General features: G+C 45.0%; 13 protein-coding genes and 1 other annotated feature. Of the genes, 10 read left to right on the top strand and 3 right to left on the bottom strand.

From position 1 onward, the window contains the following. Positions 1-70: 70 nt before the first annotated feature. The 4 genes from ACIPK1_RS02940 to ACIPK1_RS02925 all read left to right on the top strand — a co-directional run bounded on the left by ACIPK1_RS02940 (position 71) and on the right by ACIPK1_RS02925 (position 4769). Positions 71-1510 carry an MFS transporter gene (locus ACIPK1_RS02940; RefSeq protein ID WP_008380496.1) on the top strand — a complete coding sequence of 480 codons (1440 nt, stop codon included), beginning with the start codon at positions 71-73 and terminating at the stop codon, positions 1508-1510. A gap of 198 nt (positions 1511-1708) precedes the next feature. After that, on the top strand, positions 1709-2392 hold the full coding sequence (locus ACIPK1_RS02935; RefSeq protein WP_005233945.1) for a metal-dependent hydrolase: 684 nt from the start codon (positions 1709-1711) through the stop codon (positions 2390-2392). 37 nt (positions 2393-2429) lie between these two features. Then, positions 2430-3761, top strand: coding sequence for a DRTGG domain-containing protein (locus ACIPK1_RS02930; RefSeq protein WP_005233948.1), 1332 nt, complete (start codon positions 2430-2432; stop codon positions 3759-3761). A 54-nt stretch (positions 3762-3815) separates the two neighbouring features. Continuing rightward, positions 3816-4769: a bifunctional oligoribonuclease/PAP phosphatase NrnA gene (locus tag ACIPK1_RS02925; protein WP_008380500.1), complete on the top strand. Its 954-nt coding sequence runs from the start codon at positions 3816-3818 to the stop codon at positions 4767-4769. Between the two features lie 144 nt (positions 4770-4913). Here the strand turns inward: ACIPK1_RS02925 and dapD are convergent, their stop codons facing one another. Genes dapD through dapA form a run of 3 tightly spaced genes read right to left on the bottom strand, consistent with a single transcriptional unit; the run spans position 4914 to position 7290 of the window. Beyond that, positions 4914-5627, bottom strand: a complete 714-nt coding sequence (gene dapD / locus ACIPK1_RS02920; RefSeq protein WP_005233952.1) for a 2,3,4,5-tetrahydropyridine-2,6-dicarboxylate N-acetyltransferase — start codon at positions 5625-5627, stop codon at positions 4914-4916. 12 nt (positions 5628-5639) lie between these two features. After that, positions 5640-6395 carry a 4-hydroxy-tetrahydrodipicolinate reductase gene (gene dapB / locus ACIPK1_RS02915; RefSeq protein ID WP_005233953.1) on the bottom strand — a complete coding sequence of 252 codons (756 nt, stop codon included), beginning with the start codon at positions 6393-6395 and terminating at the stop codon, positions 5640-5642. Between the two features lie 13 nt (positions 6396-6408). Beyond that, complete coding sequence (dapA, locus tag ACIPK1_RS02910; RefSeq protein ID WP_008380503.1) at positions 6409-7290, bottom strand: 4-hydroxy-tetrahydrodipicolinate synthase; 882 nt, start codon at positions 7288-7290, stop codon at positions 6409-6411. Between the two features lie 222 nt (positions 7291-7512). Here dapA and ACIPK1_RS02905 point away from each other — a divergent pair, with 222 nt between their 5' ends. The 6 genes from ACIPK1_RS02905 (at position 7513) to ACIPK1_RS02880 (ending at position 13788) form a co-directional block, all read left to right on the top strand. Then, entirely contained in the window at positions 7513-8682 is a 1170-nt protein-coding gene (locus ACIPK1_RS02905; RefSeq protein WP_008380505.1) for a M20 family metallopeptidase, read from the top strand. A gap of 4 nt (positions 8683-8686) precedes the next feature. Further along, positions 8687-10003, top strand: coding sequence for a diaminopimelate decarboxylase (gene lysA, locus ACIPK1_RS02900; RefSeq protein ID WP_005233959.1), 1317 nt, complete (start codon positions 8687-8689; stop codon positions 10001-10003). Between the two features lie 23 nt (positions 10004-10026). Further along, entirely contained in the window at positions 10027-10860 is an 834-nt protein-coding gene (gene dapF, locus ACIPK1_RS02895; RefSeq protein WP_301388841.1) for a diaminopimelate epimerase, read from the top strand. Between the two features lie 93 nt (positions 10861-10953). Next, positions 10954-11188, top strand: a binding site (T-box leader). A 50-nt stretch (positions 11189-11238) separates the two neighbouring features. Next, the gene (locus tag ACIPK1_RS02890) at positions 11239-12096 is read left to right on the top strand and encodes a MetQ/NlpA family ABC transporter substrate-binding protein (RefSeq protein ID WP_301388843.1); all 858 of its coding nucleotides are present in this window, start codon (positions 11239-11241) and stop codon (positions 12094-12096) included. Between the two features lie 14 nt (positions 12097-12110). After that, a complete protein-coding gene (locus tag ACIPK1_RS02885) occupies positions 12111-13136 on the top strand; it encodes a methionine ABC transporter ATP-binding protein (protein WP_151195952.1) in 1026 nt (341 codons plus the stop codon). Further along, positions 13129-13788 (top strand): methionine ABC transporter permease, encoded by a 660-nt coding sequence (locus ACIPK1_RS02880; RefSeq protein WP_005233963.1) that lies wholly within the window; start codon positions 13129-13131, stop codon positions 13786-13788. Before ACIPK1_RS02885 ends, ACIPK1_RS02880 begins: the two co-directional genes overlap by 8 nt. Positions 13789-13967: the final 179 nt, after the last annotated feature.

Raw genomic sequence — 13967 nt, 5'->3', positions numbered from 1 at the left:
CGATCAATAATACAAAGTTGTCCCCCTAAGACTAGAGGAACAAAATAAGCAAAGAGAGGATGGTCGATTTGTGAATAGTTATCAAGAAAACCCAGTAGTACAACAGAGAAAGTGGTGGATTCTCATTGCTGTTTCGATGTTTACCTTTATGTCAACACTGGATGGGAGTATCGTAAATATCGCATTGCCGACGATCTCGGCAGATATGGGTGTACCTATGAATCAAGCGGAATGGGTCGTGTCCGTTTACTTGATGATCGTTTGTGCCTGCCTTTTATTATTCGGTAAGGTAGGGGACAGTTGGGGCAAAATCAAAGTTTTCCGCTTGGGAATGCTAATTTTTATTATCGGTTCGCTGTTATGCGGGTTTAATCACTCCTTAGCATTTCTTTTATTTGCCCGAGTGGTGCAAGCGATCGGTGCTAGCATGACGATGGCGACGAATACCGGAATCATTACTGAAGTTTTTCCTATGAGTGAACGAGGACGCGCCTTAGGGATGATTGGTGCCTTTGTTTCGTTAGGCTCCATCGCCGGTCCTGGATTAGGCGGAGTGATTTTGGCGCATTTTTCTTGGCCGTTTATTTTTTGGATCAATGTTCCTGTCGGTATTCTGACGATGATTGCTGGAGAAAAGGTGTTACCAAAAGATATTACCATGAGTCATGATTCCATTGATAAAACCGGGTTTGTGCTGTTTTCAATTGCAATTATCAGCTTCTTCGGCGGCATTTTTCTTGGACAAGAGCGTGGCTTTCTAACGTGGCTGCCGCTGCTGTTGGGTGGGATCGCTTTAGTGGCATTCATCGTCTTTTTGCGAGTAGAAGCGCGTCTGAGCAAACCGCTGATTACCTTTGGGATCTTTCGTAATAAAATTTTCACCATGAGCCTGATCACGGCGTTGCTGATCTTTTCTGCAAACTTTTTTGTCAATGTCGTGATTCCCTTTTACTTGCAAAGTGCCCGAGGCTTAACGCCGAGCGTGGCAGGAATGCTGATGATGGTCTTTCCTTTGATGATGGTCATTGGTTCACCACTTAGCGGGTATTTGACGGACCGTGTAGGACCGGAGATTTTGGTCTTAGCTGGCTTAGCGTTGCTGTCGATCACTCAGCTGATGTATATGTTTATGAATCAGGATACGCCGATTTGGTATTATATCGTTGCCACTGCCATCATGGGACTTGGCAATTCGTTGTTCCAATCCCCAAACAATACGATGGTAATGAGCAGTGTCACCAAAGAAAATCTTGGGGTGGCAGGTAGTCTAAATTCCTTTGCCCGCAATTTGGGCATGGTGTTAGGGATATCCTTAGCAACGACGATTCTCTATGCAGCAATGAGTCAAGCGTATGGAAAGCATGTGACGACCTATATCGCAGGTCGGGCAGATATTTTTGCCTATGGCATGAAAATCACCTTCTTTGGGGCGTTCCTTCTTTGCATCACGGCGTTATTCTTAACAGTCTGGCGCATCTATAAACAAGGCGGACGTAAGAAAACGCTATGATCGCTTGAAGTCATCAGGTCGAACTGTTCTATTCCTTATTCAGAAAGGGTAGAACAGTTTCTTTATTTTTCTTGACAAGAACCAGAAAAAGGACGGATGTAATAAAGCTGCCAGAATTTGTGCTTTTGGATTTCTGGCGTTATCTGTTATAATGAAAAATATTAGACTGTATTACTTAGATGGAAAGGGGAATGTTGTATGAAACTCACGTATCACGGACACTCAGTGCTTGCTATCCAATTAGCGGATGGCCAAAAATTGTTGTTTGACCCTTTTATTACTGGAAATGCTCTGACTGATTTAGATGCAGAGACAGTGGAAACCGATTGGCTTTTGATCACGCATGGTCATAGTGATCATATTGGGGATATGGTGCCGATCGCCAAAAGAAATGAAGCGCCAGTGATCAGTGTCGTTGAAATTTGCCGCTATGCAGCCCGCAAAGGCGTTGCTGAGACGCATGGCATGAATATGGGAGGTTCTTTTGAGTTTCCGTTTGGCAAAATCTCAATGGTGGAAGCGAAACACAGCTCTGGCCTTGAAGAAGACGGAACGATGATCTATATGGGCAATCCTGTTGGAATCATTTTAGAAGCAGAAGGCAAAACCATCTACCACGCTGGAGATACTGCACTCTTTAGCGATATGGCGATGATCGGTGAACGTTTCGACATCGATGTGGCATTTTTACCGATCGGGGATAATTTTACGATGGGCGTTCAAGATGCCGCAACAGCAGCGGCCCTTTTAAACGCGAGCAAAGTAGTACCGATCCATTACAATACGTTTCCAATGATCAAGCAAGATCCGCAAACCTTCGTGAATTTATTGCCGGCAGGTGTGGGCCAGATCCTTGCAGTCGGTGAGACATTAGAAGTTTAAGCAACAGGAAGATTCGTAGTAGGAATAGGGGATAATTATGGCGACAAAACACGACTTGATTTTAGCGCATATCGAGAATCTGCCTGTAGGCGATCGCATCTCGGTGCGGGGAATCGCAAAAGACTTGAATGTCAGTGAAGGAACAGCCTATCGGGCAATCAAAGATGCGGAAAATATCGGCTTGGTTTCAACGATCCAGCGTGTCGGAACCATCCGTATCGAACGAAAACTAAAAAAACACATTGAAAAACTAACTTTCGGCGAAGTCGTCCAAATCATTGAAGGTGATGTTTTGGGCGGCGCTGCCGGTTTGGACAAAGACTTGAACAAATTTGTTATCGGCGCCATGAAAGAATCAGCAATGGAACGCTACATCACGCCTGGCTCCTTAGTGATCGTCGGAAACCGCAACGAAGTCCACAAGTTGGCACTGGAGGATGGCGCAGCCGTCTTGATCACGGGAGGCTTTGAAACAACAGAGGAAATCTGTCGTTTAGCAGACGAATTGGAGTTGCCGATTTTACAAACGACCTATGACACCTTTACCGTGGCAACGATGATCAACCGTGCCTTAAGCGACCAGCTGATCAAAAAGGACATTATGCTGGTGAGTGACATTTATATGCCATTGGAAAAAACCAAGTATCTGCACACCTTTGATACGGTCAAGGATTACAAACTACTCTCGGAGTCTACCAATCACTCCCGCTATCCAGTCGTCAACAAGAATATGCGGGTCGTTGGGATCATCACAGCCAAAGATGTCTTAGAAAAGCCTGATACGCAGATCATCGAACGAATCATGACCCGGGAACCACGGGTCGTAAAAAAAGAGATGAGTGTGGCCTCTGCCAGCCATCAGATGATTTGGGATGGCTTAGAAGTGATGCCCGTCGTAGCTGATGACCTTTCTTTGATTGGGATTGTCACACGCCAAGACATTATGAAAGCGATGCAGATGGTCCAACGACAAACGCAAATTTCAGATACGATTTCTGACCAAATCTCGGGACAGATGCAAGTTATCGAACAAGATTTTGAAGGGAACAAATTGCCGCAGCCGTATTTCAGCTTTGCGGTGACGCCCCAAATGGTTAATGAAGTCGGAACGATCTCTTTTGGTGTCTTGAGTGAAGTAATCGCTAATACGGCGAAACGTACGATGCAGTTGAATCAACGACGCAATAGCTGGATCGAGCAAGTCAATCTGCATTACTTCCGTTTGATCCAATTAGAAAGCGAGATCATCATTCAACCGAAGATTCTAGAACTGGGGCGACGTTCGGCGAAAATCGATATCGAAGTATCGATCGAAAATTCCTTAGTGGCAAAAGCGATCGTGGTATGCCAAGTAATGGAACGCCCATAAATCATCGAAAACGGCACTTATGGAAAAATTTTAGAGAGAAAGTTGAGACCATTCATGAAGGTACAAGAAGAAATACTTGCAACAATCAAAGCATTCGACCGGATCATTATCCATCGGCACCAGCGCCCTGATCCAGATGCATTAGGATCACAAGTGGGGTTGGCAGAAATTTTACGAGCTAGTTTTCCCAAAAAAGAAATCTATCAAGTTGGCGGACCCGTTGAAGGATTGGATTACTTGGCGCTGATGCAGACGATCCCTGATGATTTGTATAAAGGGGCGCTGGTGATCGTTACAGATACGGCCAATGCACCACGGATCAGTGACCAACGCTATGATCAAGGGGCGAAATTGATCAAAATCGATCATCACCCTAATGATGAACCTTACGGAGAACTGGTTTGGGTCAATACGAAAGCCAGCAGCTGTAGTGAGATGATCGTTTCGTTTTGGCAAATGTTTCAAAACGAGCTGACGATGACGCAAGAAGCGGCTCGTCTGTTATATGCGGGCATTGTTGGTGATACTGGACGGTTTTTATATCCGGCAACGACAGCGACAACCCTGCGCTTAGCGGCTGAACTATTGGATTACGGCTTTGATGCTCCGAAGATCAATCGTCAATTGGATCAAGTCTCTCGCAGTGTTGCTCGCCTTTCAGGGTATGTCTACGAAAACATCGAGATTGATGAGATTGGTGCTGGTAAAGTGATCCTATCGCAAGAATTGCAGCAGCGTTTTGGCGTAGTAGATTCGGAAACCTCAGCAGTCGTTTCCTTACCAGGGAAAATCGACGAAGTGATGGCTTGGGCGATCTTTGTCGAACAACCAGAAGGCTATTACCGTGTGCGGATGCGTTCGAAAGGTCCAGTGATCAATGAGATCGCCAAACGCCATCATGGTGGTGGACATCCGCTTGCCAGTGGAGCAAATGCAAAAGACCTTGAAGAAGTTGCAGTGATCTATCAAGAGATCCAAGCAGCGATCAAAGAATTTCAAGCAGAATAAACACTTTTACAAGCACATTTGCCAATAGAAAAAGGGCGTGCCAAAAGCTTTCGGCACGCCCTTTTTTAGACAAAACGCAGCGCAGGCTCATCACTGAACCGGTACTGCGTTTTTTTGTTGCGTATTTACGAGAAAATAAGAAGTTTACCCCCGTAGATCGTCTAAAAATTCGGTTTTGCTTTTCGTTTTCTCGTCTTTCATTTTGATGACTTTAGCTGGTGAGCCAGCAACGACTGCTCCAGCAGGGACATCTTCCGTCACCACAGAACCGGCAGCAACGACTGCACCTTCGCCGACACGGACGCCTTCAAGGACGACGGCATTTGCGCCGATCAAAACATTGTCTTCAATGATGACTGGGCTTGCTGAAGGTGGCTCAAGAACGCCAGCCAAGACAGCACCAGCGCCAATATGGGCTTTTTTCCCAACGGTTGCCCGAGCACCTAAAATCGCACCCATATCGATCATGGTTTCTTCACCAACCACAGCACCAATGTTGATCACTGCCCCCATCATGATAACGGCATTTTTTTCAATGATGGCTTGGTCACGGATAAAGGCACCTGGTTCGATACGGGCATCGACTTTCGTCAAGTCCAACAAAGGAATCGCTGAGTTGCGGCGATCATTTTCCAGATAGTGATCGGTGATTTTGTCTTGGTGCGCGGTTAAAAACTCAGCTACTTTTTGACTGTCACCAACCACGAAATAGAAGGTGCCGTTACCAAACAATTGGATGCCATCTGCTTGGACGTCGCCAAGATCTCCATTGATATAGACTTTTACAGGTGTTTGTTTATTTGCTTCTTTGATATATTTTGCTAATTGATAAGGATCGGAAAATTGTAATTCTGTCATGAGAGACCACCTTTACTTGTCGATTAGATTTTGCATGGAATAAAAACCGGCTGGTTGATCGGCTAAAAATTCCGCTGCTTTTAGCGCACCATTGGCGAAGATTTCGCGGGAGAGCGCAGTGTGTTTTAATTCAATGATTTCATCCTGCCCAGCATAGATGACAATGTGTTCCCCAGGGATCGTTCCGCCGCGAACGGCATGGATGCCCATCTGCTTGCGGTCATTTACTAGATCACTGCCTTCACGCCCGTAGAGATACTCTTTTTTTGTTTCGCAGCTGTCATTGATACTGTCTGCCAACAGCAAAGCTGTACCGCTTGGTGCATCAAGTTTTTGATTATGATGCTTTTCGATGATCTCAATGTCAAAGTCAGCTTCTAATGCGGGGGTGATACTTTGTAGTGCTTTGATCAGTACATTGATCCCCAACGACATATTGGCAGAATAGAAAACCGGAATCACTTTAGCAGCCAACGGCAGCATCATCTGCGTGTCTTCCGTCAAACCAGTTGTAGCAACCACGATTGGCAGCTGCTGTTCGACACAATAGTTCAACAAGGCAGGCACATTGCTATAATGAGAAAAATCAATCACCAAATCGATCGGTTGCGTGATTTTTTCTGGACGATCATAGATTGGAAAAGGACCATCTAATTGCTCGGTACGATCTAAGCCGGCGGCCACTTCTAACTGAGGGTGCTTTGCGATCAGGCTTTGCAACACTTTGCCCATGCGACCGTTTGCACCGCTTAATAAAATTTGTTTCACCAAAAACTCCTCCTTACAGCAATCCGTAATTGGTCATTTCTTCTTCTAAATGAACGAGGGTCGCATCTTCCGGGACACCCAAAGGCAAACGATAATGCAATTCGCATTTGCCCAGTAAGGAGACCGCTGCTTTGATCGGCACAGGATTTACTTCACTGAAAATCGCATCGATCAACGGTTTTTGTCGCAACTGCTCTTTGATGGCTGCTTTTACATCACCATTTAAGAAATCAGCAACGAGTTGTGCCGTTTGTTTCGGAGCGATATTGCCGATCGTTGAAATCACGCCAGAGCCACCTAAAGCTAAAATTGGGGTTACTTGATCGTCATTTCCTGAATAGATCGCAAAGTCATCATCCGCAAGACGAGCGATTTCTGCGATTTGCGAAATATCACCGCTGGCCTCTTTGATGCCTTTGATATTAGGGATTTTTTTTAGTTCTGCCACGGCTTCAGGTGTTAAATTTAAGCCGGTTCTTGAGCTGACGGAGTATAAGATCACTGGCAGCTCAACGCTTTGACAGATTGCTTCATAGTGAGCGACTAAACTTTTCTTGGTCGCTTTGTTGTAGTAAGGTGTTACAACCAATAATGCGTCAGCACCAACGCGCTGTGCTTCTTTTGAAAGATGGATCCCATGTTGGGTATTGTTGGAGCCTGTTCCTCCGATAACGGGGATTCGACCAGCAACTTGTTTTACCACCGCTTCGATCACCGCGATATGTTCTTCATCGTCTAACGTGGATGCTTCACCGGTCGTACCGCATGCAATGATTGCATTCGTTCCTTGCTGCACATGCCACTCCGCTAACTCCTTCAGCTTATCGAAATCCACCGAACCATCTTGAAGCATAGGGGTAATCAACGCAACGCCAGAACCTTTGAATATTGTCAAACTACGACACATCCTTTCAACCAATTTATTTTTCGTTACTCTACGTATAAGTGTACCAAAACGAGGGGTAAAATTTTCAATAAAAATCGAAACATTTCGACAATTTATACTATAGATTATTCGAATTATATACTATAATATTAAACAATATCAATGAAAAACTGAATATTCGCTGGTTTTTATGGATATTTTTAAAAGGAATGTATAGAAAGGTGTTTTAACATGCAAGTATCGCAAACAGTCACAGAATTAACCGAAGACGTGGTTCGTTTTCGTCGTGAATTACATACAATCCCTGAATTAGGGTTAACTGAGTTCAAAACAAAGGAATACTTGCTGCGTCAGTTGCAATCCTTTGGGATCAAAGAAATCTATCCAGTGATTGAAACCGGCTTGATTGCTGTCTTTCGCAGTGAGCGTCCAGGAAAGACACTGGCCTTTCGAACGGATATCGATGCACTACCGATCAAAGAAGAGACCGGTGTTTCTTTTGCTTCCAAACATGAAGGAAAAATGCACGCCTGCGGTCATGATGGCCATATGGCAACGATGCTAGGGTTTGCCAAATACTTAGCGACGCATCCTGAAGTGATTCGTGGAACGATCGTTTTGATTTTCCAACCAGCCGAGGAAAGCCCCGGTGGCGCTCAACTGATGATCGATGAAGGCATCTTACGAGATTTTGGCGTGGAAAAAATCGTGGGGCTGCATGTCTTCCCAGACTTTCCCGAAGGAGTCATTGCGAGTCGGAAAGGTCCGATGATGGCCCGTAACGGCGAGATCAATCTAACGATCAACGGTACGAGTGCCCATGGTGCCCAGCCTCATCAAGGGCATGATGCCATTTTAGCTGCGGCTGCGATCATTCAAGGATTGCATTCGATCATTTCACGCAATATCAGCCCGCTTTCTGCTGGGGTCATCACTTTTGGGAAGATCCATGGGGGAGATGCGGAAAATATCATTCCCGGCAAGGTCGTTTTAAAAGGAACGATGCGGGCGTTTGAAGATGAAGTCTATGAAACGATGACGCGCAGAATCACCACTGTCGCACAAGAAATCGCCAAAGGATATGATTGCACGGCGGATGTTGAATTCGAACATCTTTATCGTGTCGTGGACAATGATCCTGAGATGGTGGAAGTATTGGAAAAAGTGGTCGGGGAGAGCTACCGAGAAACACCGCCATATATGTTGGCAGAGGATTTTTCGATGTACCAAAAGGAAATCCCCGGCGTCTTTTTCTTTGTCGGTACCCGAAATGAAGAAAAAGGTTATGTCCACCCTTTACACAGCAGCAAAATGAATTTTGACGAAAAAAATCTATTGCAAGGCATCGAATGCTACGTTCGTTTGATCGAGGCGTTGAACGAGCCGACAGACAAGGAGTAAAGCGATGGCAAAAGAAATCAAGAACAATCACTTATACATTGACGGTTGCGATACCGTTGAACTGGCAAAAACCTTTGGAACCCCCCTTTACGTGTATTCCGTTTCGGAGATTCGCGAAGAATGCCAAAAGATTCAGGCGCAGTTTTTGACGCGCTACAGCAAGACACGAGCAGCCTATGCCGCTAAAGCTTTCTGTACTACAGCGATGCTGCAAGTGATCAAGTCAGAAGGACTTTCATTAGACGTGGTTAGCGGTGGGGAGCTGTATACAGCGATCCAAGCTGATTTTCCAGCAGAACACATCGAGTTTAACGGCAATAACAAATCCATTGAAGAATTAGCAGCCGCCCTTGATTATGGCGTGGGACGGATCATCGTTGATGGCATTCAAGAAGTCGGCTTGATCCGCGCGTTATGTCAAGAAAAGCAAGTCGTTGCTAAAATCTTGTTGCGCATCACACCCGAGGTTTCGGTCAGCACCCATCAATTTATCTCGACCGGACAAAAAGATTCAAAATTCGGGATTCCTTTAGATGAAGAAATCTTATTTCCATTAGTGGAAGAAGTGATTCAAGCACCTGAATTGGATTTCTATGGCCTGCATTTTCATGTCGGCAGTCAATTGTCGGACAATCGCTCACATCTAGCGGCAGTTGATGCGGCTTTGGCCCTTGTCCAAACCATTCATGAACGTTTTGATTATTGGATCAAAGAACTAAATGTTGGCGGCGGCTTTGGCGTTCGATACACAGATGCAGATATTCGCCAACCCTACAGCTATTTTTTAGATCCTGTGATGGAAAAAATCGACGCCTTTTATGCGCAGCACCAGAGCGAACGTCCGACCATCGTTATTGAACCCGGTCGCAGTATCGTCGCAGAAGCAGGTATCAGTTTGCACACCATCGGCAGTATCAAGACATTGCCGGGAATCAGAACATACGCCAGCATTGACGGTGGCATGACAGACAATATTCGTCCTGGTCTTTATCAGGCAACTTACACTGGGATCTTAGCCAACCGCGCTTCCGAAGCAGCGACACAGAAGATCACCATTTCTGGTAAAGCTTGTGAGAGCACAGACATCTTAGTAAAAGATCTTGCATTACCGCCCGTTGAAACTGGGGATCTGTTTGCTACGTTCGCAACAGGAGCTTACGGCTATTCGATGGCCAGCAGCTACAATAATTTACAGATACCCGCAGTCGTCTTTGTGGAAAATGGCCAAGCGGAATTAGCCGTTAAACGCCAGTCCTACGAGCAAATGCTGCAAAATGAAGTGGTTCCTTCGTTTCTAAAAGAAGAAGCTTCCAGCAAGTAAAATTTTGAAAAGCAGGTGACAACATGACGATTCCTTATACAAAAATGCAAGGTGCGGGGAATGATTTTATCGTAATCGATAACCGCACATTGAAATTCTCCCATGAACAACTGTCGCAATTTGCTGCTCAAGTTTGCCATCGGAAATTTTCTGTCGGCGCGGATGCAGTCATGGCAGTGGATTTCCCCACAGGAACCGCTGATTTTCGGATGCGGTTTTACAATGCTGATGGGACCGAAGCAGAAATGTGCGGCAACGGCGCTCGCTGTATTGCCCGTTATGCCTTTGAGAAGGGAATTGCTGGCGAGCAGATGACCATCGAAACAGTTGCTGGCGATGTCCCCGCATGGCGCTTGTCGGCAAAACACTACAAAGTAACCTTGAACCCACCAACCGTGACAACGTTTGATCAAGCGTACCCGAATCCAACGGTTTCTTTCGTGGACTATGTGGAATTAGGTGATCCGGGAATCCCTCATGCGGTGGTTCACTATCCTGGTCTGGCAGAAACTGAGTTGGAACAGCTAGCTGAACTTGCCAAAGAAATTCGCTATTGGGAAGTTTTCCCAAAAGGGGCCAATGTCAATTTCTATGAAGAAGACGAGAAAGGTGAGCTGATCGTTCGCACGTATGAGCGAGGGGTGGAAGGTTTTACCTATGCGTGCGGCACAGGATCTGGTGCCACTGCGTATGTCGTGACCAAACGCCAACAGCAAGCGGCAGCGAATGTCTTGCTGCACGTGTTAGGTGGCCAGTTAACGGTAGAAGTTGATGTTGATCAGGGCGCATTAGAATTGATCGGTGATGCGGTTATGGTCTCTGAAGGCTTGATTCTAGATGAGAATTTGACTCTGTAAACACTGTGAAAGTTATTGCAAAAAGATGATATTTTCGTTAAAAAAAGAATTGACATTCATTTGAGGCTATCGTATAGTTAAACACAAATTAAAAAACACGCGATGATAAGAAGAGTAAGTCAGTTTCGATTGGATCAGAGAGCTCGGATTGGTGAGAAAGAGCACAGCCGTTTGACTGAAGATGGCCTTGGAGCGTTTGGACGTGAGCAAAAGCAAGCGTGCAGCGGGATTGCCCGTTATAGCAAAGCAGTTGATAAACTGATAAGGTTGGCTGATTGTGCCAATGAATCAAAGGTGGTACCACGAACAAGGTTGTTTCGTCCTTTCTCTATGATGGAGAAAGGACGTTTTTTTATTATAAAAAGGGGGTACAAAAAAATGAAACAGTTGAAAAAGGGAGTCGTTGGATTAGTTGCTGCTGCTTTCTTAATTACATTGGCAGCTTGTGGCAATACTAGCAGCACAGGGGATACACAGTCTGGTGAAAACAGTGTAAATGCAGTGGAAGAAAAAGTCGTTGGAGTTGCGCCGGGACCATACGGGGACATGGTGACAGAGGTGATTTCTCCATTACTGGAAGAAAAAGGGTATCAACTTACGACTAAAGTGTTTAATGATTATATTCAGCCGAACAATGCCTTGGCGAATGACCAAATCGATGCCAATTTGTTTCAACATACGGCCTATCTAGAAAAATTTTCGGCAGATAACCAGTTATCCCTTACGGCATTACAAAAAGTGCCCACACTGGGAATGGGCATCTATTCGAATCAACTGTCCAGCTTGGATGAGTTAGCAGACGGGGCGACTGTTTCGATTGCCAATGATGCCTCAAATTTAGCTCGGACCTTGCAACTGTTAGCTGCCAATGAGTTGATCACCATCGCAGACAATATCGACGAAACGAAAGCAACAGTGAATGACATCGAAGGAAATCCGAAGAATCTGACATTTAAAGAATTAGACGCAGCTCAATTGGCTCGTTCGTTAGATACAGTCGATTTAGCTTTAGTACCAGGAAACTTCGCTTGGGCGGCTTCTCTTGATCCCGCAGATGCTTTGGCGTTGGAGTCATTGAAAGAAGAATATAAAAATGTCTTTGTGGTGTCCTCCGAAGAAGAAGACAGTGATTTTGCTAAGGCAGTTACGGAAGTATTAGAAAGTGACGCATTTAAAAAAGCGATTGCCGAATCACCGTTCAGCAACTTTGATCAACCGAAATTTTGGACTGAGTAAGAAGGGCATATCTTATGGCAAAAATAGAAGTAAAACAAGTATCAGTGACATTCACTCATAAAAAACAAATCAAAAAAGCAGTGGATTCCGTTGATTTTTCCGTTCAAGCTGGAGAAGTATATGGGATCGTCGGATTGAGCGGTGCTGGGAAAAGTACTTTGGTTCGTACGTTGAATCTACTGCAGGTGCCTTCTAGCGGTCAAATTCTGATTGATGGTCAAGACATCACGCAAGCTAAAGGCAAACACTTGCGTGAAGTACGACAAAAAATCGGGATGATCTTTCAGCATTTCAATCTGATCCATAATCGAACCATCAAGGAAAATTTAGCCTTTGCTTTGCGTGCTGGACATTATCCGCAAGAAAAGCAAGAAGCGAGGATCAAGGAACTGTTGGAAATGGTGGATCTGCCTCACAAAATTCACGAGTATCCGAATAATTTGTCTGGGGGAGAAAAGCAGCGGATCGGCATTGCACGAGCGATTGCCAATGAACCTGAGATTTTGTTATGTGACGAAGCTACCAGTGCGTTAGATGTTGAAACGACTGAAGAAATTTTGAAATTATTGATCCGAATCAAGGAACAGACAGGCATCACCATCGTCTTTATCACCCATGAATTGGATGTTGCCCGCAAGTTTTTTGATCGGGTGGCAGTGATGGAGAAGGGTCGGATCGTTGAAGAACAAACGACCTACGGCTTGTTCAGTCAGCCTAAACAGCCTATTACGAAAAAACTGGTAGGTCGTTACTTGGATCTGACGCTTCCCGAGGAAATTCTAGCATCCTTCACGGAAGGCGACTTGCTGGAATTGCGCTATCAAGGGGAGTATACGTTAGAACCACTGATTTCGACTGTAGCCAAAGCCTATGATGTGTCGATCAATATTATCCACGGAAAAATTGAGTATATCAAAAAAGATGTGATCGGTATTTTGTATATCTATTTGACCGGATCCGCCGAAGAAGCAGCAAAAGCCCGAGAACACCTAGCTGCGAACGTCTTTTCTCTAAGAAAGATAGGTGAGAAAAATGGCTGATACGCTTGAGATTTTAAAAACAAACCTGCCCCAAGCACTATGGGAAACATTCTTCATGGTGGGAACTTCAGCAATTATAGGAGTAGTTTTCGGCTTATTGATTGGATTAGTCCTGTTTTTAGTCGGCAGTAACCTTTTTCATAAAAATGTTTTCTTGCATCATCTGGCCGATTTTGTCGTCAATGCAATCCGTTCGCTACCATTTTTGATCTTATTGATTACGTTGATTCCGTTATCAGCGGTGCTGATCGGTGATCCTTATACCCCGGCGGGCGGAGCGATTGCTTTATCGATTGCCGCGATTCCTTTTTACGCCCGAATCGCTGAATCCGCATTTGCCGAAATCGACTATGGCGTCCTTGAAGCTAGTGTCGCTTCCGGAGCATCGACGGGGCAAGTTATTCGCGAAGTGATTTTACCAGAAAGTCTGCCAGCTTTGATTCGCGGATTTGTGTTAACTTTGATCAGTCTTTTAGGCTACTCGGCGATGGTGGGAACGATTGGCGCAGGCGGCATTGGCGATTTAGCGATTCAGTATGGTTATTATCGCTATGAAACGGCGATTTTGATTGTGGTGATTCTCTTGTTGATCCTTTTGGTACAACTCATCCAATGGATCGGCGATGCTTGTGCAAATTATTTCTCGAAATAAAAATGAATTCTGTGTAGTTCCTTTTCGGATACACTTGAATTATCGCTTCTGTTATTACTCTACAGAAGCGATTTTTTTGCTTATCGGTCACTGATTTTTGGTTGCGCCACTAGTGGTTTTTCGGTATGCTGATGGTGAGTTGTTTTTTACAGCGAAAATTATATTTTAAAGGAGCAACA

The sequence above is a fragment of the Enterococcus sp. NPDC086594 genome (assembly GCF_044746145.1).
Classification (GTDB): domain Bacteria; phylum Bacillota; class Bacilli; order Lactobacillales; family Enterococcaceae; genus Enterococcus_D; species Enterococcus_D entomosocium.
Note: the sequence above shows the minus strand (reverse complement) of the source record. Positions and strands in the feature narration are given on the sequence as shown.